Raw genomic sequence first — 22,863 nt, forward strand, 5'->3', positions numbered from 1 at the left:
CAGGCGGCGCTGTGCCGCCTTTTTTTTCGCCTTAAATCATACGTTTTCTATAATTTGAAGAACGCCATCCTCTTTATGCGGTAAAAGGATCTCCAGGTGCGAATCGCGACAATAACCAACTGGGCCTACGGTGCCACGGTCTGCCTGACTATCGCCTCCGGCATTATCATGCTGATGGCCTCCGGTGCTGACACCGCCGAACGTCAGGCCATTGAACTACGTCAAAATTTTGATGAGCTTACAGAAAATATTGAAACCGACGCCTGGAAACAGTCCGATTTAGCGCGCCTGTATGTCATCAAAAAAAATCCGCAAATCCTGGATGAGTACAATGCGTCAGAGAAAAAACTGAAGAGCATCGAGCTGAAGCTGGAGAAACTGCAGGACACCGGCGCTTCAGATGACGAGCTGGCCCTGCTACATGATGGTTTAAAAATCATTGATGCACTGCAGGATGAGCAGCAGGCGGCACTGACGAGCGCGGCCCGGGGTGAAGATGCGCAGGCCGTTGCCCTGCTCTATGGCATGCCCTACGAGCAGGAGCTTGAGCGCGCACAAACCCAAATCGATCGCTTTCGCCAGATACTCGACAAACGTGTCATTGCCTCCGTGCGGGAGGCGACGAAAAAATCGAAAGCGCTGCGCACGGCTTCTGAAGTGATGGTTGGCCTGACCGCCCTGCTGTTCTTGTTTGTGCTCGGCTTTATATTAAAACGCCGCGTGCTGCGCCCGGTGGTACGCCTGAGCGACGTGGTTCACCGTCTGGCCTCTCAGGACTTCGCCGTTGAAACGCCCAACTTTAACCAGATTGATGAGATTGGCGATATGGCCCAGGCCATCCGCATCTTTCGTGAAAACGGCCTTGCGCGACAGCGTCTGGAAAAAGAGCGTGACGCCGACTGGGCCATCCGCGAGCTGCTGGCGCGCATGACGCAGCGGCTGCAGGGGTGTGAAAACTTTGACGATGTGATCAACGTGGCGGAGCTGTTTGCGCCCAATATCGCGCCGGGGATAGCGGGCCGGCTCTACGTTTTTGACCGCGATCCGTGGCAAATGCGCTGCGTCGCCCAGTGGCTTTCACCGGCAGATGATGAGGCCACGTTCCACCCCGATGCGTGCTGGGCCGTGCGTCGCGGTCAGAGCCACCCGCCGGTTAACGGTGAACCGGATGTCGCCTGCTATCATCTCCCGGAATCACAGGCGGAAAGCGCGCTGTGCGTACCGCTTATCGCCCAGGGCGAGGCCATTGGGTTGCTCTCGTTCCAGAACATCACCCCGGAAAATGCTCCTGCACGCGCGTATCTGGAACTGATGGCCGAGGCGCTCGGACTGGCGCTGGCGAATCAGCGCCTGCGCGACGCGCTGCTGGAAAAAGCCTTGTTTGACCCGCTTACCGCCCTGCGTAATCGTCATCATCTGGAAGACACCCTGCACACGCAAATGACGCAGGCCATGCGCAACGGCGAGCCGTTAAGCTGCATGATGATCGACATCGATCACTTTAAAAACATTAACGACCGCTTTGGTCACGAGGCCGGCGATCAGGTAATCAAAAACGTGGCGACGATTGTTCAGCGGGCCGCGCACGACGGCGGGCTGGCATTCCGCTACGGGGGCGAGGAGTTTCTGGTTCTGCTTCCCGGGGCCGGTGAAGCAGAAGCGCACGCCTGCGCGCAGAAGATTTACAACGGCGTGCATGCGCTATCGCTTCGCTATGGGCTGACCGAGATTGGGCCGGTGGATGTGTCGATTGGTATCGCCAGCTATCCAGAGCATGCTCAAAGTGACAACCTGCTGCGCGCCGCGGACGTGGCACTGTACCGGGCGAAAGAGCTGGGACGCTCGCGAATTGTGAGTTTTGGGATGCTGGAGGCGGGTTAAGAATAAGACACTTTTTTCATGACGGAGACACCCGCGTCATTGTTCCGTGGTCAGAAGATCGATCATGGCCCGGGTGGCAGCCGACTGACGCCGGTGAGGCGCATAAATCAGCGAGAAAGGCCGCGAACGTCCGCGCAGTTGCGGGAGCACCTCCACAAGCTGGCCGCGCTGTATCCGCTCACGAACGATAAATTCATAGCTCTGACAGATCCCCATCCCGCATTCAGCCAGCGATACCACGCCAAGAACATCATCTGACGTTTCGATGGTGGAAGCCGGCAGCCAGTCCACATCGCGTTCGCCCATGCGAAATACCCAGGGGGCAATACGGCCAGTACGCGGCATGATAAAAGGCAGACACATATGCTGCTGCAGTTCATCCAGCGTTTGCGGCATTCCCATCCGCTGAAGGTAAGCGGGTGAGGCGACCAAAAGCAGTGCCGCATCCTGCAGTTTACGCGCGACGAATCCACTATCAGGCATCTGACCCAGACGAATAGCCAGATCGAATCCTTCGGCGATCAGGTCTACGTTGCGATTGGTGATGTTCAACTCCACCTTAACGCGCGGATATTTTTGGGAAAAGCGAGCGAGCAAGGGCGGCAGACAATAGTGTCCGAACGTGGTCGGGACGCTGATCCGTACCCGTCCGGTCAGATCGCCCTCCTGCCCCCGGCCATCACGTTCAGCCTCATCAAGCAGGGAAAAAGCAGAACGCGCCTGCTCAAGATAAATCCGTCCGGCTTCCGTTAGCCCCACGCGACGTGTGGTGCGCTGTAATAGCTGTCGTCCAAGACGCACCTCAAGGCGGGACACCGCGCGGCTCAGGACTGAGGGGGTGGTTGAAAGAGCAACCGCAGCCGCGGTAAATGAGCCATGTTCAACGACAGTAATGAAGACTTCAACATCGCCGAGATAATCAAATTTTCTGCTCATTTTGCTCTTTCAGGAACAAATGTTTTTCAATTTCGCTAATTTATCTCCGATTGGGCGATGAGTAAAGTGACCGCACTTATCCCCAAAAGGCAAAAATTATGGATCTTCAACTCACTGGTAAGACCGCACTTGTCACTGGAGCTACCGCAGGAATTGGGCTGGCTATCGCCAGCACGCTGGCGCGCGAAGGCGTTGCCGTTACGATTACCGGACGCGATCGGGAAAAATTGCAAAATGCAGTATCGAAAATAACCCACGCGGCTCCCCAGGCGCAGGTATCCGCCGTTGTCGCCGATCTGGCGAGCGCTGAGGGTACAGAAGCGCTGTTCGAGGCCTGCCCGGATACCGATATCCTTATCAATAACCTGGGCTTTTATGAAGCCAGAGCCTTCGCCGACATAACCGACGAGGAGTGGCTGCGTATGTTCGACATTAACGTGATGTCCGGGGTTCGTCTTTCCCGCCATTACTTTCCACGCATGCTTGCCCGTAACTGGGGCCGGGTGATTTTTATGTCCAGCGAAGTGGGGGCTTTCACGCCGCCTGACATGGTGCATTACGGCGTCAGCAAATCGGCTCAACTGGCCGTATCGCGAGGAATGGCCGAGCTGACGAAGGGCACGGGCGTGACGGTCAACAGCGTACTTCCTTCCGCAACCCGCTCTGACGGCATCATTGATTACCTGCGCCAGACAGCCCCCAAACCGGGCATGACAGACCAGGAGATCGAAGCGCATTTCTTCCAGACCTACCGCCCCAGCTCGCTGATCGCACGAATGATCGAGGCTGACGAGATAGCCGCTATGGTCGCGCTGCTGGCAAGCCCACTCGGCGCAGCGTCTAACGGAGCTGCGGTACGCGTCGAGGGCGGCACGTTCCGCTCCATTCTTTGATACCGGATTAAGACGCCGTATCTTACTCTCTTCACCGGAGCATGTATGTCCCACTGTACCCGTACTTTCTCCGCCATTGCGATGGCGGCATTGTTCTCTTTCGCAAGCTGCGCCAGCGCGGCGAATCAGGTGCCTCTTGAACGCTGGCGCAGCTACTCAGGCGTAAGCTGGGATACACCTGAGAGCGGGCAGCCAGCGCCTTTTTCCGGGTCGGTTAACGCTCCTGTCGCCGGTATTCACTTTGATGCAAAGGGCCGCGCCTTTGTCAGCACGCCGCGACTGGTTTCGGCCAGCGCGCCCGCCACGTTAAGCATTCTGGATACCCGCACACAGTCGGGCCCGGCGCGCCTGACGGCATTTCCGTCCCGCCAGGGTAATGCGATAGATTCTGCTCCCGACCGACATCTGCGCAACGTGCTCGGCTTTTATGTTGATCGTAAGAACGGCTGGTTATGGGCGCTGGATATGGGGTTCGTCGCGGGAGAAGCGGAATCCCCCGTAGGTTCGCAGAAGCTGGTCGTGCTGGATCTCGACTCGGGCCGCACGGTTAAACGGATCCCCCTGGACAGCGTGGCTGACCGTAAGGCGAGCTTCCTCAATGATGTCGTTGTCGATGAGGATCGTCGTATCGCATACATTTCCGACAGCGGATCGCGAAGTGCGCCTGAAAACCGTGTTGGTCTGATCGTTGTGGATTTCAACACCGGTACAGCCCGACGCGTACTGGATCGCCACCCTGCCCTGCAGGTTGAACCCGGCGTAAAAGTCGTCTCCCACGGTGCGGAAGTGTGGCCGGGTAAACCGCTGCTGATTGGCATCAACGGCATTGCGCTTTCTCCCGATGCAGAGACCTTGTACTGGACGGTAACGACGGGAACACATGCGTACGCGCTCCCGACCGCCGTTCTGAAGCAACACGGCTCAACCGATGCGCAGATTGCCGGGCAAATCCAGAATCTGGGTACGGTAGGAGGCAACACGGACGGCCTGGTGACCGATGCAAGGGGCAACCTCTATATTACGGACGTCACCCGCAACGGCATTGTCCGGTATGATCCGAAGACCCGTACAATGTCGCTTATTGCTGCAAATGAAGCCGTACGCTGGCCAGACACGCCGGCTATACGTCCGGACGGTGACCTGATCTTCACCTCAAGCAGCCTCAATGACCACTTTGCTGGCGCGGTCAAACCCGGTCATGAACGCTACGAGCTATGGCGTTTGCCGCTCAGCGCTTCACCGGGCGCAAAAAAGTAACGGAGCACCGTGCTGAACAATCGCTAAATATGACGACGCCGTCCATTGGGTGGCGTTTTTTTTACCTGTCCATCACAGGTACATTCTTTGAGGTGAGGAAATAACGCTCAATTAAAGCGATCGTTTTTTAAACGTAAGAGAGTTTATTCAAGTAAGCGTAGCGTGCCTCAAAAAAAAGAGGTGTTGTATGTGATTGAAATCACTCTTCCGCAATCTCATAACCATTTGATTACCTTGCAATTACCCCTCATTCGCGTACAGAAGTAATAGCGACGCAATAAAATACATAAACTACTGTGATAACTAAATTATAATTCATATACTTCTGTGCAAAAGTGGAGGCCATAATGCGATTAATCCTAATGCTGGTATGCTGTCTGGTTCAGAGTTTAGCCTGGGCGGGTGAACTGCCGAAACCCGCCGGAAAACCCATTTTGACGATTTACGGGAATATAGAAAATACTAACGAAGATGGAAAAGCAGTGTTTGATCTCGCAAGCCTTGAAAAACTCGGGATGGTGAGTTTCGAGACGACATCTCCCTGGTATACGGGCAGGACGAAGTTTGAGGGTGTTCCAATGAACAAACTCATGGATTATGTTGGAGCAAAGGGTTCTGTCGTTAATGTTATTGCCCTTAATGATTACGCAACCGCTATTCCTCTCAGCGATTTTAAGAAATATAACGCTATTCTTGCCTTAAAGATTAATGGCGAATATATGCGTATCCGCGATAAAGGCCCATCATTCATTGTATACCCTTATGACAGTCTTCCTGAGTTGAATAATCAAATTTATTACTCGCGTTCAGCATGGCAGGTTAGCAAAATGAAGATTGAATAGCAGTTCAGGAGAACATAATGAACAGGATACTGGTTGGTATCATTTTTTCTCTTTTTATCACGACGGGATATATTGCATTTCTTGTTTACGATCGTCAGCAAGAGCTGCAAAAACTGACTCACTACACTGAGTCCTGGTCCGTGGCTCAACTGGTATCAGAGTATTACCGATTTGAATCATGGCTTGGTCTATACGCAACCGATACCGATGACGTTACGATAGACCAGGCCCGCATGCGGCTCGAAATTATGCTCAGCCAGGGCGAGTTACTGAACGGGGGAGACTTAGGCCGCTATATTGAGAGCGATAAAACGCATCAAGAGATCGCTGCACGCCTGAAAGAAATACTGGCGTATCTGGACAGTAACCTGGAAAAAATGAGCCATGAAGAATTAAAAAAGTACCTGGCAAATATGCACCTGCTCGACGCGCCGCTCAGTCAACTGTCTTCAAGCGCATTAACCAAAGATATTAACACAATTAATGAATCCAACCATAAAATACAGATCCTATATTATATTTACTCCGTACTTTCGTTACTTCTGGTGATATTAAGCTTTATTCTGGGGTTCTTAATGATCTATCAGAATAAAAATATTCTTAAAGCCCACATGCAGGTTAAAACCCTCGCTGACGAACTTCAGCGGTCAAAAGAAACGCTGCAAATACAGAATTCGAAACTGGAATATGATGTGTATCATGACTCCCTTACCGGCATGAAAAACCGTCTATTCTTCTGGGACGATCTCAATAAAATTACCCTTCAGGCAGATAAAAACCATACCCCTGTCACGGTGATGTTATTTGATTTAGACCGTTTCAAAGAGGTCAACGATACCTATGGCCATGACGCCGGCGATTTACTGTTGAATCAGGTATCCCGACGGCTTACCTCAATGAGTAACGCGACGGATACGTTTTACCGCCTGGGCGGTGACGAATTTGCACTTCTCTCCAGCGGCCTGACCGAGAACGCGGCGGTTTCGCGCGCCAAAGAGATCAGCGCTCACATCAGTCTGCCCTATACGATCAATAACCAGCTGATAAAAATTGCCACCTGTGTAGGTATCGTTTTATCTGATAATGAGCGGCGCTCGGATTATCTCTATAAATTTGCCGATCTGGCCCTCTACGAAGCCAAAAAAGAGGGCTCACAGCAGATAAAAGTCTTCCGTCAGTGGATGCTGCAGAAGCTGCAGGAAAGCAGAACCCTTGAGCATGATATGGCTCTCGCGATCAGCAACCATGAATTCGTTGTTTATTACCAGCCTATTGTCGATTCATTCAGCAATGAAATTTACGGCTATGAAGCGCTTATTCGCTGGATACACCCGGTAAAGGGGATTTTGTCGCCTGATTACTTTATTTCTGTTGCTGAAAAAACAGGGATGATTAATGAGATTGGCAAAAATGTGCTTGAACTTGCCTGCCGGGAGGCAGCTTCCTGGGCGGTTCCGGCCAGAATCTCGGTAAACGTCTCACCTGTTCAGCTGGGGACTAAATCATTTACTGCAATGGTTCAGTCCATCCTGAAAGAGACAGGCTTGCCGGCCAGCCGCCTTGAGCTGGAAGTTACGGAGTCTTCGCTCTTCAGTGACAGCAACACGCCGCTCACTATTCTCAAAAAGCTCAGATCGCTGGGGGTAAAAATTTCCATTGATGATTTCGGAACGGGTTATTCCTCGCTCTCGAGGCTGAGTGAACTCAATTTTGATAAAATTAAAATTGATAAATCCTTTGTGAATCCGATATCCACCCAAGACGATGCGCTTAATATCGTTAAACTGATAACCGGCATGGCGAAGAGCCTCAATATGCGGGTCATTGCAGAAGGTGTGGAAACCGAAGCGCAGCTTGAACGGCTTCAGGCGCTGGGCTGCGATCTCGTGCAGGGCTATCTGTTCGGAAAGCCACAGGCTGAAATCGATAAAAATATAAAAAACGGTACAGTGTGATCTTACCGGGATCACACTTTTCAACCCTGGGTATACACATACAATGACCGGGTGTTATCATTCACCCCGTAAATACCTTTCAACTCAATCCGAGGCTTTGATGCTGGAGAATGTAATCATCCGATAATCAGCTCCCCGACCTTTTCAGGCCGGACTGATTATCAATGCGCCGAAATCGAATGCGGACACCGCTGTGTGTTTGCACGTTTTGCACATGATGATTAAACAGGTTTTCCAGTATGAATTTATCCCGTCAGGAACAGCGTACCTTACACGTTCTCGCCAAAGGTGGCCGTATTGTGCACGTCCGCGATACGTCCGGCCGCGTCACCGCCGTTGAATGTTACAGCCGCGAAGGGCTATTGCTCAGCGACTGCACGCTCGCCGTCTTCAAAAAGCTCAAAACCAAAAAGCTGATCAAATCCGTTAACGGTCAGCCCTACCGTATCAATACTACCGGGCTGAACAACGTCCGTGCCCAGCCTGATAATCGTTAAGGAGAGGATGATGGATATCCCACGCATATTTACTGTTAGCGAAAGCGAACACCGCATTCATAACCCCTTCACGCCAGAAAAATATGCCACGCTGGGGCGCGTGTTACGCATGAAGCCAGGCGCGCGCCTTCTCGATCTCGGCAGCGGTTCGGGAGAGATGCTTTGCACCTGGGCACGCGATCACGGGATTACTGGTATTGGCATCGACATGAGCCCGCTCTTTACCGCGCAGGCAACGCGGCGCGCAGAGGCGCTCGGCGTCAGCGAACGCGTCCATTTTGTGCATAACGACGCGGCAGGCTACGTGGCTGATGAACAATGCGACGTGGCGGCCTGTGTTGGCGCCACGTGGATTGCGGGCGGCGTTGCCGGGACGATGGACCTGCTGGCACAAAGCCTTAAGCCCGGGGGAATCATGCTCATCGGTGAACCTTACTGGCGACAGGTTCCCGCAACGGAGGAGACGGCTCGGGCTTGCGGCGTCTCGTCCACCGCAGACTTTCTCACCCTGCCCGACCTTGTCGCGTCTTTCGATCGCCAGGGCTATGACCTGGTCGAAATGGTGCTGGCAGATCAGGAAGGCTGGGACAGATACGAAGCCGCGAAATGGATGACCCTGCGCCGCTGGCTGGAGCAAAACCCCGACGATGATTTTGCTCAGGAGGTGCGCGCGGAGCTGACGGCAGCGCCTAAGCGCCATGTGGCTTACACAAGGGAATATATTGGCTGGGGCGTGTTTGCGTTAATTGCACGATAGGAGGGAGTGGCGGTATAGCCTTTTGGGGCTATACCGGCCTTAAGCATGAAGCGCTCAGCATTGTGAACGCTGCGCTACGCCTGGCATGAAAAAACTTCTATCATTGCTTTTTCTGTTACCGCATTCACAGGCGCTTTATGGACACCCCTTCTTTTCTCTATTTATTGCTTTTCCCGGCCAAAAAGATGATGAAAGTGGGTAAAGCCAATAATATCTATAACCGCATTCAGTCGCTAAAACGGGTCTGGGGCGATGTGGATTATGCCCATTCTTACCGCATTGCGTTACCGCAGTCCGAGGTCTTTAAGCTGGAAAAAATGCTGCATTTTCTTTTGGCCAAATATCAAACGGGCATTGATGCCGGCGACGGCTATACCGAGCTGTTTTCCATTGAGGCGCTGGAGCCCGCCATTAAGCATATTCATTACGTCATTGAGCATGGGGTCATTGATGCTCAGCTCCTTCAGGGAATCGAAAAGCCACAGCTTCGGCCCGGCAAAAGCGCGGCGCATCGCCACGCGAAAATGAAAAAGCGGTCAAATACTATGATTAACAACGTTGTCAGGGTGACGGAACAGTTCAGCAGGATAAATCGTTTACTGCTTATCTTGCTATTTAAGCAGCACCGCCTTCGTTATCAATATGACATTGAAGGTAATACCATACTGTTTCGGATAGCAGACAACCGTACTGACCAACGCGATGCTCACAAAATAATGCGCATGTTCAGCTTTTTTATTGAAGACTTCAGATACTTGGGCGGGACCAACTACTGCTCGGGGGTCTTTGGTGAAGGCACGGTCACGCAATACAACGTGGAGTTGATTTCAGGCGACCCTGACGCACATCCTCTGGTGGCCTATCTCGCCTCGCAAACAGAGCGATTGTTTAATAAATTGCCATCGCGATCGGCGTTATTAATGGAAGATCTGCCGATACTGGAATCGAGCCGAATCCTGCGTAGGGTATTACAGAGTGATGACGAGGATTAAGTTGCTTATGCCGCGACACTTATTGCTATTCAAGGGCAAGACGACGTACTGTCATCAAGACAGATGCCCTCTGGTGAATCCTGTATCGCGCTGTGGGAAGTCATGGATTATCGGTACGCCAGTTATATCTGGTGCTAGAAATCGCCGCTGAGGGCTTCTGGTGAAGCGTAGGAGGGATTGATGGGACTGCATGCGCTGGTGTGGAAAAAGATACGCATCTATGACCGCCAGGACCGGAGAATTTCGCCAGGTGAGGGTAGACCTTCTACCCGTTGTGGTAACGTCGCCGTAGTGGCTTTGTATCTGCTGGTGAATAGAAAAATATGCTTTTATGGCGTTTAATGCTCTGGCAGGATCAAAGGCCTGAAACCTGAAGTTGTGGGGTGACCAGACAAACTCATCCAAAATCCTTGAACAAGTAAACTCACCTCAAATCCTCCCGAATGCTATCCTTCTGTTGATCAAATCGCTGTTGTATACCCCGCTTCACGCCAACGCGCCGAAAAGCAATACCTGACCAAAAAAGCCAATTTGGCGAAGAAAAGCGCTTTTCACCGAGGGCCTGGGCTGACGGCCTAGCAGCGGTCCAACAGAGGCGGGGATATTTTCAGCAGGAGAATGTAAACTGGAAGGATAAAACAACGGGACACCCACGGTGGCGGGTTGTGAAAGTATTTCCTGTTATCTTCAACTTTATTGCACGTAAAATGACCAGACACATTTTGGGAAGGAGTCTTTAATGGATATTGCGCTGCTCAACAGGGGCTGGAACAGAACATGGTCAGATACCATGGTAAATCTGGAAGCCCGGAAACTCGTCGAAACTGCAAATCGGCTATCAGCATTCTATTTGCAAGATGGGATAACACGTATCAAGTTTGTCGAAGAGATAAGGCAGGTCGTAGAGAAAGAATTTGAAACTGCACGACGGGCCAAAACCGATGAAGAATGCATTGCATGCATCAAAAATCTGCGTGCCGAAACAGATAATCTGAAAGAACAAGAACGCCTGTTAAGAACCAGAGCCGCCCAACTTTATGCAAAGGTCGAGTTTGTCAGGGAAAACAATAAAATCGTCGGATACGTTATTTCGGCAATCCATATAGTGGTATCTGGAGCAGCATTATTTGGTGGGATGGTTATGATGTCCACTATGACCCCTGTTGGAGTTCTTGCAGGAGCCGTTTTATTTGTTGATGGTATTAACGGTATAACAAAAGAAGCAAGCCATCTTCGCTATGGTGAACAATCCAAATCGGAAGGAATTTTTGCTGATGGCGCAATGGAGACCGCACAATTTATGGGGTTTAGCCCAAAAAGTGGATTAGCTCTTTATAATACGGTGACTCTAGGGGCGAGTGTCTATAGTATCTTCGGCTTAGCAAGGAAACCCGGAGCTTGGCGATTATTCCGTTGGCTGCCGCGTGATTACTACCGAAAAGTTGACACAATGAGCAAGCCTAAGCTAACGATGAAAATCGCTGGATATGGTGTCAAAGCGAAAGTCATTTTTGATCTTCTGGCTACTGATAACAGTACTAATTAAGATTTGTTCGCTCTACAGAATCGCCAAGATTTATAAGCAAGTACAGGCGGTTGTATAAAAATTGCAACCGCTGCGCCACAAGAAAGGCCAATAGCACCAGAGAAAACACTCTGCTCAGATGCGAACATCACAAGAAAAATGAATACAGCAAGGCAACCGGATACAACCCACACGGCTAGAATAAATCGCCTGGCCAGGTCCCTGATTGCATTCCCCAACGTTCCACCATAGCTTTCAACGTTGTTCTTTATCTTCTTCAAATCCGATGGTGTAAAGCCAGAACTCAACAAAGCCTCATCAGTAACATCCATATTGTCCTCTCCGCATTTCTTAACTGGCAATGGCACACATAATCATAATGATGAACTTTACAGTAATCCATATGATGTTTGTGCAATGTAGCAGATTTCAGACAATAGAAGCCATAAAGCCCCGTTAGTGGTAAGAAGACAAGCGGAGCGTAGCGACTTCATCTGGCCAACCTGGTTGGTTTCGCTTTGCGAAAGTCACCAGTGACCAAATCAGATTGTCAGAGGGATCACACCTTATCAGGGTGCTCATGTACCTTTCGGAGCGTGAGCGAAGCGCTGGCAGAGCCGGATCTGTAGCTACCGGAGCATTACCACTATTCACCTGTTTACGCAGCCACAAGGCCGCACATCGGGCTTAAATACGTGTGTTCAATCTGTTTCGGGAGGATTTAGAGACGTTGGCAGCGTCATCAGCTTCGAGTTGATAGCGGTTCGTGGGGACTGTTCACGCTTTGTACCTGTTCGAGCTTTACAACTACAGGCCGCTACGTGCTAACATCCCTGAGTAGCCACTGTTAACCATAGCGGCAACTGTTGGTCATAGAATCCCTTAAAAAAAGATTGTATCTTGAGAGCGATAATAGCCTTAAGTTATTGTTTTTAAAGGATTTTGTTGTGTGAGTGCCGATAATAGGAGTCGAACCTACGACCTTCGCATTACGAATGCGCTGCTCTACCAACTGAGCTATATCGGCCCTGAGAGGCCGGTTACGAGTGTAACCACGGGGCAAAAGGTTAGATCTAACCGGGTGATGCGTCAATGCCCTTTTGAATCAAACGGCTATTTTTGCATCACCCGTGACTATTTACGCACGAATCGTATCGTCACCGAAGCCGATCCACTTATAGGTGGTCAGCGCTTCAAGGCCCATCGGACCGCGCGCGTGCAGTTTCTGCGTGCTGACCGCCACTTCTGCGCCAAGTCCGAACTGGCCGCCGTCCGTGAAACGGGTGGAAGCGTTCACATATACCGCAGAGGAATCCACTTCATTCACAAAGCGATCGGCATTGCGCAGCGTACGCGTCAGGATCGCGTCAGAATGCTGCGTGCCGTGTTCACGAATGTGCGCAATAGCGTCGTCGAGATCCGCAACCACCTTTACGTTCAGATCCAGCGACAGGAACTCGTCGTCGTACTGCTCCGCTTTTACGGGAACCACGCTAGCCGGGCCACCCTGGAGCAGCGCGAGGGCATTGGGATCAGCGTGCAGCGTCACCCCGCTCTCCGCCATCTGTTTGCTCAGAGCAGGCAAGAAGGCGCTCGCAATCCCCTGGTGCACCAACAGCGTTTCCACGGTGTTACAGGTGCTTGGGCGCTGGGTTTTGGCGTTGACGATAATCTTCAGCGCTGGCTCAATTTCGGCGCTGTCGTCCACCACGATATGGCATACGCCGATGCCGCCCGTGATGACCGGAATGGTCGACTGCTCGCGGCACAGCTTGTGCAGGCCCGCGCCACCGCGTGGGATCAGCATGTCGATGTATTTGTCCATGCGCAGCATCTCGTTGACCAGCGCGCGGTCAGGGCTCTCAATCGCCTGCACGGCACCCGCCGGCAAGCCACACTCTTCCAGCGCCTGCTGGATGACTTTCACCGTCGCGGCGTTGGTGCGCCAGGTCTCTTTCCCGCCGCGCAGAATGGCGGCGTTACCGGTTTTCAGGCACAGGGAAGCGACGTCAACCGTCACGTTTGGACGGGCTTCATAAATCACGCCGATGACGCCGAGCGGCACGCGGCGACGCTCCAGACGCAAACCGCTGTCGAGCAGCCCACCGTCAATCACCTGCCCTACCGGGTCGGCCAGATTACAAACCTGACGAACATCGTCGGCGATACTTTTAAGACGCGCCGGGTTCAGCGCCAGGCGGTCGAGCATCGCTTCGCTCAGGCCGTTTCGACGCGCTTCCAGCAGATCCTGCTCGTTGGCAAGCAAAATGTCCTGAGACTGAGCTTCCAGATAATCAGCGATTTTTTCCAGCACGCGGTTTTTCTCGCGGCTGGAAAGGAGCGCCAGTTTGTAAGAGGCGGCCTTCGCGGCTGCGCCCATTTGTTCCAGCATGTTCTGGCTCCTTAACGAATAATCATGTCATCGCGATGCACGGCAACCGGGCCATATTCATAGCCCAGAATAGCGTCGATCTGCTGCGAGTGGTGGCCCGCAATGCGGCGCAGGGCATCGCTGTTATAGCGGCTTACGCCATGCGCGATGTCGCGACCTTCCAGGTTACGGATGCGGATCACTTCACCACGGGAGAAGTTGCCTGTCACGCTTTTAATTCCTTTAGGAAGCAATGAACTCCCTCGTTCCAGAATCGCCGCGGTTGCCCCTTCATCAACGGTGAGTTCACCGGCAGGCGGCGCGCCAAAGATCCAGCGCTTGCGGTTCTCCAGCGGGGATTCCTGGGCGTGGAAGCGGGTGCCAACGGAAATGCCTTCCATCACGTCGCCAATCACGCCAGGGCGGCTGCCCGCGGCAATGATGGTGTCGATACCGGCGCGGCACGCCACGTCGGCGGCCTGCAGCTTGGTCCCCATCCCGCCCGTTCCGAGGCCGGACACGCTGTCACCGGCGATGGCGCGCAGGGCATCGTCGATACCATGAACATCGGTTATCAGCTCGGCTTCCGGGTTGGAGCGCGGGTCGGCGGTGAACAGCCCCTGCTGATCGGTCAGAAGCAGGAGTTTATCGGCACCGGCCAGGATGGCAGCCAGCGCAGAGAGGTTATCGTTATCGCCCACTTTTATTTCAGCGGTGGCAACGGCATCGTTTTCGTTGATAACGGGAACAATATTGTTGTCCAGCAGCGCGCGCAGGGTATCGCGGGCGTTCAGGAAACGCTCCCGGTCTTCCATATCCGCACGCGTCAGCAGCATCTGCCCGACGTGAATACCGTAGATAGAGAACAGCTGTTCCCAGAGTTGAATGAGTCGGCTTTGTCCCACGGCGGCCAGCAGCTGTTTAGAGGCGATCGTCGCGGGGAGTTCGGGATAACCCAGGTGTTCACGCCCGGCGGCAATCGCCCCGGAGGTCACAATCACAATACGGTGCCCTGCGGCATGCAGCTGAGCGCACTGGCGTACAAGCTCAACAATGTGGGCGCGATTTAGGCGGCGCGATCCGCCTGTTAACACACTGGTACCGAGTTTTACCACCAGCGTCTGGCTGTCACTCATGATTCTCTGCCGTTCAACGATAAGGGAAAGTAATGTCGAACGAACGTTTTAACAGGAGTCAGCCCGGTTGCCAACTGCCTTAGTGCATCACCAGGCACTTTGTTGCGCGGGATCAGGAAGCGTAGCGGCAGAATTTGACAAATTTATTACCGTAATAATAAATCACAGTTTTTTAAAATTATTCTTAGTTTGTCATAAAAGTTTCATTCCAGAACGATAAAACCCTTCCTGTTTTTTCACGGGACTTAAGCATCAGCTTATCGTCCAGCGAATTTTTAAAGCGCGTTTATAAGACAGGATCGAAAATGAAAAAGAGCACTCTGGCATTAGTGGTTATGGGCGTGGTGGCTTCCGCATCTGTTCACGCAGCAGAAGTTTATAATAAAAACGGTAATAAACTGGACGTGTACGGCAAAGTGAAAGCTATGCACTATATCAGTGATGATGACACCAAAGATGGTGACCAGACTTACGTTCGTTTCGGTTTTAAAGGCGAAACCCAGATTAACGATCAGCTGACGGGCTACGGCCGTTGGGAAGCTGAATTCGCAGGTAACAAAGCTGAAAGCGACTCCTCGCAGAAAACACGTCTGGCGTTCGCCGGTATTAAACTGAAAGACTTTGGTTCACTGGATTACGGCCGTAACCTGGGCGCGCTTTATGACGTCGCGGCATACACCGATATGTTCCCTGAGTTCGGCGGTGACGGCCTGGCACAGACCGACAACTTCATGACGAAACGTGCCTCCGGACTGGCCACCTACCGCAATACCGACTTCTTTGGCATGGTAGACGGTCTTGATATGACCCTGCAGTACCAGGGCAAAAACGAAAACCGCGACGTGAAAAAGCAGAACGGTGACGGCTTTGGTACGTCTCTGGCCTATGACTTCGGCGGCAGCGATTTCTCCGTCATTGGTGCTTATGCCAGCTCCGATCGCACCAACGCGCAGAACCTGCAGGCGCGCGGTGAAGGTAAAAAAGCCGAGGGCTGGGCAACCGGTCTGAAATACGACGCGAACGATATTTACCTGGCCACTATTTATTCTGAAACCCGCAATATGGCCCCTATCTCCGGTGGTTTTGCAAATAAAGCGCAAAACTTCGAAGTGGTTGCACAATATCAGTTTGACTTTGGTCTGCGCCCATCCGTGGGTTATGTACAGTCCAAAGGCAAGGATATCGAAGGCATTGGCGACGAAGATATCGTGAAATATATTGACGTGGGCGCCACGTATTACTTCAACAAAAACATGTCCGCGTTTGTTGATTATAAAATCAACCAGATTGACGACGATAATAAGCTGGGCGTGAGCAGCGATGATATCGTTGCGCTGGGTGTGACGTATCAGTTCTAAGATTATCCAAATAAGAAAATCCCGGCATACAAGCCGGGATTTTTTTGCCCAGGGTAAATGCGGTCTGCTGCCCTCACTCCGGCCCTCTTCCACAGGAAGAGGGAAAAACCATTACGCGGTCAGCTTCACCGCTTCGCTGGAAAAGTCATCCGCAGGCTCGAACTTAAGGTCCAGGGTGGCCAGCAGCGCGCTCGCTTTGTCGTGGAACTCTTTCAGGGTGTATTCCAGGCGATCGATCACTTCCTGATCTTTGATGGTCGTGGCCTGCCAGTTACCGTCTTTGTTAAACAGGCCAAACTGATAGCTATACGTAAAACGTTTCTCCTCTGCTTCCATTTCCATCCACCAGCCCCAGAATTCACGTTTTTCGGGTGCAGGCTTCACGTTGACGCATACAGCCAGGCAGTCGAAAAAAAAGCGATTCTCTTCACACTGCTCTTCTCGAATATACGGGCCGAGAGCCATAAATTTCTTAATCAGCCTACTTTTCGGGTGTCCACTCGGTAACGTCATTGCGATCTCCTTTTGTGAAGCCACTGTTTTACCAAACCAGCGAAATTTAGCAATCTATTAACACACTCTCTGGGCGATCCAGCGCGTGATCTCTTTCAAGGCTTTGTCAAAATTCTGATACACCGGGCTGAACGGCACCTCAAGCAATTTGCCATCCGCAGATGACGAAGTGATTAAGCGTGACTCTTCCTCCGGGCTGAACGGATCGTTTTTCCAGAAACCGGACAGCATCGGCGTCGGGCAGCGGCGTCCCAGCAACCCTTGCGTTTTTAACGAGTAGCGATTGAGTTCGACGCGCAGCGCTTCGTCTGAGGCATCATGCATGCCAAGTCGACTGGCAAGGACGTCCAGATACATCTCCGGCACGCTGCCCTGACGGGCAGGATCGCTGAGCAGGGCGTGAACCACCGGGCCCAGGCAGGCGACGGCCTTCAGACGTGAAGATTCAAGGTAAGCCAGACGCACCGCAACGTTGGCACCAAAACGGAAGCCGAACGCCGCGACGCGGGTGTGGTCAACCCACGGAACATTTTCCAGCGCTTTAAGCGCATGCTGGTGCAGCAGGCTCGAATCCTGCGTTAACTTCCACTTTGATGAGAATCCAATAGAAGGCATATCGAGCGTCAGCATCGCGATCCCTTTTGGTGCGAAGTAGCGCTCATACAGGCTGTAATAGTCGATTTGCAGGGAATCCAGCCCGCCGCACATTAGCACGGTCGGGAACGGGCCGTCGCCTTCAGGCATGTGGAGGAACCCGGTGACGGGCGCACCGCCCGGAACGGCGAACTCAAGCTCGCGCATCTGACCCGGCAGACGTTGAGCAGCTTCCTCATAGGCACGATTCGCCAGCGCCTGAGCCTGCTCGGCCAGCTCATCCCCTTTCAAATGCGGATAGGCGGCGATGGCGTAGAGGTTGGCCGCATGCAGCCAGTGCTTGCCGCTTCGCGTGGCATCCTCTTCCTGGCTGGCTTTTTGCTGCCAGAGCATCGCCTGTTTAGACCATTCGTAGATCCAGTTCCCGCCCCGGTAGCCGACCACCGTGTCGTAGAGCTCGCTGTCGGTACGCTCCGACTCGCTCATTACGATACGCGCCTGCACGTCGAGGATTTCACGGGGATCGATACCGCGCCAGATCCACATCAGGCGGTTAATCATGCGATACCAGTGGGGCACGTTTTTACCGTCTAACGCAGACTGGACGGCAGGCATGGTTCCCGGATTAAACCGACGGACCAGCGTCGACGTTTCAGGGTGTTTGAAACGGGGTTTGAAGAGAGTCTCGGTGAGATTCGCCTGCGTCATTGCGTTGCCTCCATGGATACGTCATATAGTACCCATTGTAACGCGTGGCAGGCCAAAAAGAACAACGCCCGGCATAGCCGGGCGTGTAAAGTTACGTACTGAAATTAACGGCCTGAGATAGGCGGCACGAAGACCACGCCCATATCCCACGGCTGTTCAATCCAGGTATCCTGGGGGATATCAATGACGTAATCGTCAACCAGTGGGCGGCCCGCTGGCTTAGCGAAGATCGTCACGAAGTGCGCTTTTGGATACATTTCGCGAATAGCGACCGCGGTACCGCCGGTGTCCACCAGATCGTCGATAACGATGAAGCCTTCACCGTCGCCTTCAGCGCGTTTCAGCACTTTCAGCTCACGCTGGTTATCATGGTCATAGCTGGAGATGCAGACGGTATCGACATGACGAATACCCAGCTCACGTGCCAGCAGCGCCCCCGGTACCAGACCGCCACGGCTGACGGCAATAATGCCTTTCCACTGTTCGGAAGGCATCAGACGCGCAGCCAGTTTGCGTGCGTGAATCTGCAACATGTCCCAGGTGACGACGTATTTTTCGCTCATGTGAAGTGTCCCAGCCTGTTTTTATACGGCTTAAAAAGTGTTCGAGGGGGAAATAGGTTGCGCGAGATTATAGAGATCTGGCGCACTAAAAACCAGTGTTTAGCGCTCCCTGCCTGAGTTTTTACATGCTTTATGCTACCAGCCAGCAGAGAAAGTGGTATTCTCAGTTGCATCTCGCAAGCCTGTCTTGTGGTAACTATTAACCTGCTAACCCTGTGGCCTGCAACCCTGTTTGCAGCGCCTCGACAAGGAGACTTATCGTGTCTGAACTGTCTCAATTATCTCCGCAGCCGCTGTGGGATATTTTTGCCAAAATTTGCTCCATTCCACACCCTTCCTACCATGAAGAACAGCTTGCCGAACATATTATGGGTTGGGCGAAGGAAAAAGGTCTGCACGCAGAGCGCGACCAGGTTGGCAACATTCTGATCCGCAAACCGGCTACCGCAGGCATGGAAAACCGTAAACCGGTTGTACTGCAGGCGCACCTGGACATGGTGCCACAGAAAAACAACGACACCGTTCACGACTTCACTAAAGACCCAATCCAGCCGTACATCGATGGCGACTGGGTAAAAGCGCGCGGCACCACCCTGGGCGCGGACAACGGCATCGGTATGGCCTCTGCGCTGGCGGTGCTGGCTGACGACAGCGTTGAACACGGTCCGCTGGAAGTGCTGCTGACCATGACCGAAGAAGCGGGCATGGACGGCGCGTTCGGTCTGCAGGCGAACTGGCTGCAGGCAGATATCCTGATCAACACCGACTCCGAAGAAGAAGGTGAGATCTACATGGGCTGCGCGGGCGGGATTGATTTCATCTCCACCCTGCCGCTGTCACGCGAAGCGATTCCTGCGGGCTTCCAGACCTTCAAGCTGACGCTGAAAGGGCTGAAAGGCGGTCACTCCGGCGGTGATATTCACCTGGGCCTGGGTAACGCCAACAAACTGCTGGCACGCTTCCTGGCGGGCCACGCGGCCGAGCTGGACCTGCGTCTGGTGGACTTCAACGGCGGCACCCTGCGCAACGCGATCCCACGCGAAGCCTTTGCCACCGTGGCGGTGCCAGCGGCGAAAGCGGACGAGCTGAAAAAACTCTCCAGCGTCTACCTGGATATCCTGAAAAACGAACTGTCGGCGAAAGAGAAGAACCTGACCGTGGTGCTGGAATCCGTGTCTACGGATAAAGCCGCCCTGACCGCGCAGTCTCGCGACAGCTTCGTTCAGCTGCTGAACGCGACGCCAAACGGCGTGATTCGCAACTCTGACGTGGCGAAAGGCGTGGTGGAAACCTCTCTGAACGTGGGCGTGGTGACCATGAACGACGACAGCGCGGAAATTATCTGCCTGATTCGCTCCCTGATCGACAGCGGTAAAGAGTATGTAGTAAGCATGCTGGAATCTCTGGGTGCGCTGGCGGGCGCGAAAACCTCCGCCAAAGGCAGCTACCCTGGCTGGCAGCCGGATGCAAGCTCTCCGGTGATGGCGCTGGTGCGTGAAACTTATCAGCGTCTGTTCAACAGCACCCCGAACATCCAGGTGATCCACGCGGGTCTGGAATGTGGTCTGTTTAAGAAGCCGTATCCGGACATGGACATGGTTTCCATCGGGCCAACCATTACCGGTCCACACTCGCCAGATGAGCAGGTTCATATTGAAAGCGTCGGTCATTACTGGACGCTGTTGACGGAACTGCTGAAGGCGATCCCTGCGAAGTAATTTGTCGTCTGTTGCCCGGCGGCGCTACGCTTGCCGGGCCTACGATGAGTGCAATCTACAATCCCAAAACCAGCTGACGCTCCAGCTGCGGATCCAGCAGCGTGACGTGCAGTCCCACCAGCCTCACCCCTCGTCCGCCTCGTCGTTCTTCCCACGCCTTTTTCGCCGTTGCGATAAGATCTTCTTTGTTCAGGCGCGGCCAGACGTGCTCCTGCGTCGTCTGCTGAAAGTCGTTAAATTTCAGCTTGATGCCCTGTCGGGCAATCAGTAAATCAGGCTTTACTTTGATCAGGCGTCGCTCCAGCTCTGGATAGAGCTGTTCCGTAATAATGGTTTCGCATTCCGACCAGTCATGGATGTCTTCGCTCAGCGTGCGCTCAACCCCGACCGATTTACGAAGCCGTTCGTTGTTTACATCGCGGTCGTCAATGCCCTGACTGCGCTCCCACAGCACGCGGCCAAACTTCCCAAAGCGCTTGAGCAGCATAGCCAGGTCGCTTCGCTGCACGTCTTCGCAGGTGCGTAACCCCATACTTTCCAGCTTCGCGGCGGAGACTTTGCCTACGCCGGGGATTTTGCCAAGCGGCAGCGTTTTTAAAAACGCCGGGACCTCTTCAGGGGTGATGACGTACTGGCCGTTGGGTTTATTTAAATCGGAAGCAATTTTGGCGAGAAATTTTACCGGCGCGACACCTGCCGACGCGGTGAGATTCAGCTCGTTGAAAATGGTCTGGCGGATCTCCTGCGCCATCAGGGTAGCGGAGCCGTGACAGTGCAGGCTGTCGGTGACGTCCAGATAGGCTTCGTCCAGCGAAAGCGGTTCAATCAGTGAGGTGTAGCGGGAGAAGATTTCGCGTATATGGTTTGAGGCTTCTTTATAGGCGTCAAAGCGCCCTGGCAAAAGAGTAAGGTGCGGACACAGTTTCAGCGCCATCGCCGTCGGCATGGCGCTGCGCACGCCAAATTTGCGTGCAGGATAGTTGGCGGTGCTGATCACACCGCGCTGAACGCGGCTGCCGCCAATGGCGATGGGAATATCCCGCAGCGCCGGGTTGTCACGCATCTCCACTGCGGCAAAAAAGCAGTCCATATCGACATGGATTATTTTGCGCATCGGTCATACCACACATGTATTTATATACAGTATAACAAAAGGCAAAAAATGCGTCAGCTATTTTCCTTACTCACGATTGTCATATAAACGTGTTACAAACATTCGTAATAAAACCTTTATATACATACATTTAGAAAATCAATGGAGCGTAATTATTCATGAAGAAAATTCTCCCGATTTCGTTACTGTTTCTGGCGAGTGCTGCATCTGCTAGCCCTGCGATCGTTGCCCACCGGGGCGGGACTGCGGATGCACCTGAAAATACCCTGCCAGCCATTGAGCTCGCCCTCGAAAACAAAGCAGATATCGTCTGGATAACCGTGCAGTTAAGTCGGGATGGCGTACCGGTTCTCTATCGACCTGCCGATCTGAAAGCGTTAACCAATTTGCAGGGAAAGGTGTCACAGTATACCGCTGAAGAACTGGCAAAGGCGGATGCCAGCGTGAAGTGGAAAGATAAGGGCCTGCCGGAAAACCTGCTTAATTCCCCGATACCGAGGCTGAAGTCGGTGCTGAGCGCCTGGCCAAATACGCGTTTGTTCATTGACATCAAATCGCCGGATGCCGATCCGGCGACCATGGGCAACGCGCTGCTTAACGTATTGAAAGAGACCAACAGCCTGAATCGTGTTCGCGTTTATTCAACCGAAGATCGCTATATGGAAGCATTGCCTGTCGAAATCCCCCGCTTTGTCACGCGCAGCGAAACCCGCACGCGTCTGGCCACGATTTCGTTGAGCCATGAATGTCTGCCTCCTTCACAAAAAATGGACGATTACTGGTATGGGCTTGAGTTAAACCGAAAAGTAGAAGTGGTCGAGAAATTCACCTTAGGCGAAGGTGTCTCTCCTGCAACATTAACGTGGGACAAAGAGGCCGTTGACTGCTTCCGCTCTCAGGGCAATGCCCATCTTATTTTTATCGGCGTGAACTCTGAAGAGGATTACCAGAAGGCGAAAACACTGGGTGCCGAAGGGGTTCTTGTAGACTCACCAGCCAAAGCCAAAAGCTGGGCAAAATAAATGATAAAGGCCGCACGAAGCGGCCTTTTCCTAGATGATCCTCTGCTGATCCCGGGCCATCCGTTTTTTACGGGCATCACAGGGCTCCGGGCAGTCGCACACCTTTTCCATTCCGATGGAAGAGATACCTCCACAGCTGCCCTGAATGCTTTTACGCTTGATGATCCAGCCTAAAGACATACCGAACACCACCAGCAAAAACACCGCAAAGGTTGCCAGAAAGGTCAACAT

The 22,863-nt window shown here is 53.0% G+C and carries 21 protein-coding genes and 1 tRNA gene; 12 read left to right on the forward strand and 10 right to left on the reverse strand.

Features of this window, described 5'->3' with window-relative positions:
• Positions 1-96: 96 nt before the first annotated feature.
• Positions 97-1,881 (forward strand): diguanylate cyclase, encoded by a 1,785-nt coding sequence (locus IM284_RS08020; RefSeq protein WP_047367582.1) that lies wholly within the window; start codon positions 97-99, stop codon positions 1,879-1,881.
• 36 nt (positions 1,882-1,917) lie between these two features.
• On the opposite strand, the gene IM284_RS08025 is transcribed toward IM284_RS08020, so the two are convergent.
• Complete coding sequence (locus tag IM284_RS08025; protein ID WP_047367581.1) at positions 1,918-2,817, reverse strand: LysR family transcriptional regulator; 900 nt, start codon at positions 2,815-2,817, stop codon at positions 1,918-1,920.
• 98 nt (positions 2,818-2,915) lie between these two features.
• On the opposite strand from IM284_RS08025, the gene IM284_RS08030 reads away from it, so the two are divergent.
• The 8 genes from IM284_RS08030 to IM284_RS08065 all read left to right on the forward strand — a co-directional run bounded on the left by IM284_RS08030 (position 2,916) and on the right by IM284_RS08065 (position 11,556).
• Positions 2,916-3,710, forward strand: coding sequence for an SDR family NAD(P)-dependent oxidoreductase (locus IM284_RS08030; RefSeq protein WP_047367580.1), 795 nt, complete (start codon positions 2,916-2,918; stop codon positions 3,708-3,710).
• 45 nt (positions 3,711-3,755) lie between these two features.
• Positions 3,756-4,967 carry an L-dopachrome tautomerase-related protein gene (locus IM284_RS08035; protein WP_047367579.1) on the forward strand — a complete coding sequence of 404 codons (1,212 nt, stop codon included), beginning with the start codon at positions 3,756-3,758 and terminating at the stop codon, positions 4,965-4,967.
• Positions 4,968-5,314: 347 nt separating this feature from the next.
• The gene (locus IM284_RS08040; RefSeq protein WP_028012099.1) at positions 5,315-5,809 is read left to right on the forward strand and encodes a molybdopterin-dependent oxidoreductase; all 495 of its coding nucleotides are present in this window, start codon (positions 5,315-5,317) and stop codon (positions 5,807-5,809) included.
• Positions 5,810-5,826: 17 nt separating this feature from the next.
• Positions 5,827-7,764 carry a bifunctional diguanylate cyclase/phosphodiesterase gene (locus IM284_RS08045; protein WP_047367578.1) on the forward strand — a complete coding sequence of 646 codons (1,938 nt, stop codon included), beginning with the start codon at positions 5,827-5,829 and terminating at the stop codon, positions 7,762-7,764.
• A gap of 239 nt (positions 7,765-8,003) precedes the next feature.
• Positions 8,004-8,261 (forward strand): YjhX family toxin, encoded by a 258-nt coding sequence (locus IM284_RS08050; protein ID WP_028012097.1) that lies wholly within the window; start codon positions 8,004-8,006, stop codon positions 8,259-8,261.
• Positions 8,262-8,271: 10 nt separating this feature from the next.
• The gene (locus tag IM284_RS08055; RefSeq protein ID WP_047367577.1) at positions 8,272-9,018 is read left to right on the forward strand and encodes a cyclopropane-fatty-acyl-phospholipid synthase family protein; all 747 of its coding nucleotides are present in this window, start codon (positions 8,272-8,274) and stop codon (positions 9,016-9,018) included.
• Positions 9,019-9,155: 137 nt separating this feature from the next.
• The gene (locus IM284_RS08060) at positions 9,156-10,010 is read left to right on the forward strand and encodes a GIY-YIG nuclease family protein (RefSeq protein WP_047367576.1); all 855 of its coding nucleotides are present in this window, start codon (positions 9,156-9,158) and stop codon (positions 10,008-10,010) included.
• Positions 10,011-10,749: 739 nt separating this feature from the next.
• Positions 10,750-11,556: a DUF4225 domain-containing protein gene (locus IM284_RS08065; RefSeq protein WP_047367575.1), complete on the forward strand. Its 807-nt coding sequence runs from the start codon at positions 10,750-10,752 to the stop codon at positions 11,554-11,556.
• Here IM284_RS08065 and IM284_RS08070 read toward each other — a convergent pair.
• The 4 genes from IM284_RS08070 to proB form a co-directional block, all read right to left on the reverse strand.
• A complete protein-coding gene (locus tag IM284_RS08070; protein ID WP_015673660.1) occupies positions 11,553-11,867 on the reverse strand; it encodes a hypothetical protein in 315 nt (104 codons plus the stop codon). The two genes, IM284_RS08065 and IM284_RS08070, sit on opposite strands and share 4 nt — an antisense overlap.
• A gap of 622 nt (positions 11,868-12,489) precedes the next feature.
• Positions 12,490-12,562 (reverse strand) — tRNA-Thr (locus tag IM284_RS08075).
• 111 nt (positions 12,563-12,673) lie between these two features.
• Positions 12,674-13,927 (reverse strand): glutamate-5-semialdehyde dehydrogenase, encoded by a 1,254-nt coding sequence (gene proA, locus IM284_RS08080; RefSeq protein WP_047367570.1) that lies wholly within the window; start codon positions 13,925-13,927, stop codon positions 12,674-12,676.
• An 11-nt stretch (positions 13,928-13,938) separates the two neighbouring features.
• Positions 13,939-15,042 carry a glutamate 5-kinase gene (proB, locus tag IM284_RS08085; protein ID WP_014882684.1) on the reverse strand — a complete coding sequence of 368 codons (1,104 nt, stop codon included), beginning with the start codon at positions 15,040-15,042 and terminating at the stop codon, positions 13,939-13,941.
• A 305-nt stretch (positions 15,043-15,347) separates the two neighbouring features.
• On the opposite strand from proB, the gene phoE reads away from it, so the two are divergent.
• The gene (phoE, locus tag IM284_RS08090; protein ID WP_028012086.1) at positions 15,348-16,400 is read left to right on the forward strand and encodes a phosphoporin PhoE; all 1,053 of its coding nucleotides are present in this window, start codon (positions 15,348-15,350) and stop codon (positions 16,398-16,400) included.
• Positions 16,401-16,511: 111 nt separating this feature from the next.
• On the opposite strand, the gene crl is transcribed toward phoE, so the two are convergent.
• From crl to gpt, 3 genes are all read right to left on the reverse strand, one after another.
• On the reverse strand, positions 16,512-16,913 hold the full coding sequence (gene crl, locus IM284_RS08095) for a sigma factor-binding protein Crl (RefSeq protein WP_008500249.1): 402 nt from the start codon (positions 16,911-16,913) through the stop codon (positions 16,512-16,514).
• Positions 16,914-16,970: 57 nt separating this feature from the next.
• Positions 16,971-18,215, reverse strand: coding sequence for an esterase FrsA (frsA, locus tag IM284_RS08100; protein WP_028012084.1), 1,245 nt, complete (start codon positions 18,213-18,215; stop codon positions 16,971-16,973).
• A 104-nt stretch (positions 18,216-18,319) separates the two neighbouring features.
• Positions 18,320-18,778 (reverse strand): xanthine phosphoribosyltransferase, encoded by a 459-nt coding sequence (gpt, locus tag IM284_RS08105; RefSeq protein WP_003863205.1) that lies wholly within the window; start codon positions 18,776-18,778, stop codon positions 18,320-18,322.
• Positions 18,779-19,038: 260 nt separating this feature from the next.
• Here gpt and pepD point away from each other — a divergent pair, with 260 nt between their 5' ends.
• Positions 19,039-20,496 (forward strand): cytosol nonspecific dipeptidase, encoded by a 1,458-nt coding sequence (pepD, locus tag IM284_RS08110; RefSeq protein ID WP_047367569.1) that lies wholly within the window; start codon positions 19,039-19,041, stop codon positions 20,494-20,496.
• Positions 20,497-20,551: 55 nt separating this feature from the next.
• On the opposite strand, the gene dinB is transcribed toward pepD, so the two are convergent.
• Positions 20,552-21,610 carry a DNA polymerase IV gene (dinB, locus tag IM284_RS08115; protein ID WP_041911133.1) on the reverse strand — a complete coding sequence of 353 codons (1,059 nt, stop codon included), beginning with the start codon at positions 21,608-21,610 and terminating at the stop codon, positions 20,552-20,554.
• Positions 21,611-21,768: 158 nt separating this feature from the next.
• Between dinB and IM284_RS08120 the strand changes: the two genes are divergently transcribed.
• Positions 21,769-22,632 (forward strand): glycerophosphodiester phosphodiesterase family protein, encoded by an 864-nt coding sequence (locus tag IM284_RS08120; RefSeq protein ID WP_047367567.1) that lies wholly within the window; start codon positions 21,769-21,771, stop codon positions 22,630-22,632.
• Between the two features lie 30 nt (positions 22,633-22,662).
• Here the strand turns inward: IM284_RS08120 and nqrM are convergent, their stop codons facing one another.
• Positions 22,663-22,863 (reverse strand): (Na+)-NQR maturation NqrM, encoded by a 201-nt coding sequence (gene nqrM, locus IM284_RS08125; RefSeq protein WP_041911135.1) that lies wholly within the window; start codon positions 22,861-22,863, stop codon positions 22,663-22,665.

Source organism: Enterobacter cloacae complex sp. P12RS, assembly GCF_014895875.1.
In the GTDB taxonomy this organism is placed as follows: domain Bacteria; phylum Pseudomonadota; class Gammaproteobacteria; order Enterobacterales; family Enterobacteriaceae; genus Enterobacter; species Enterobacter bugandensis.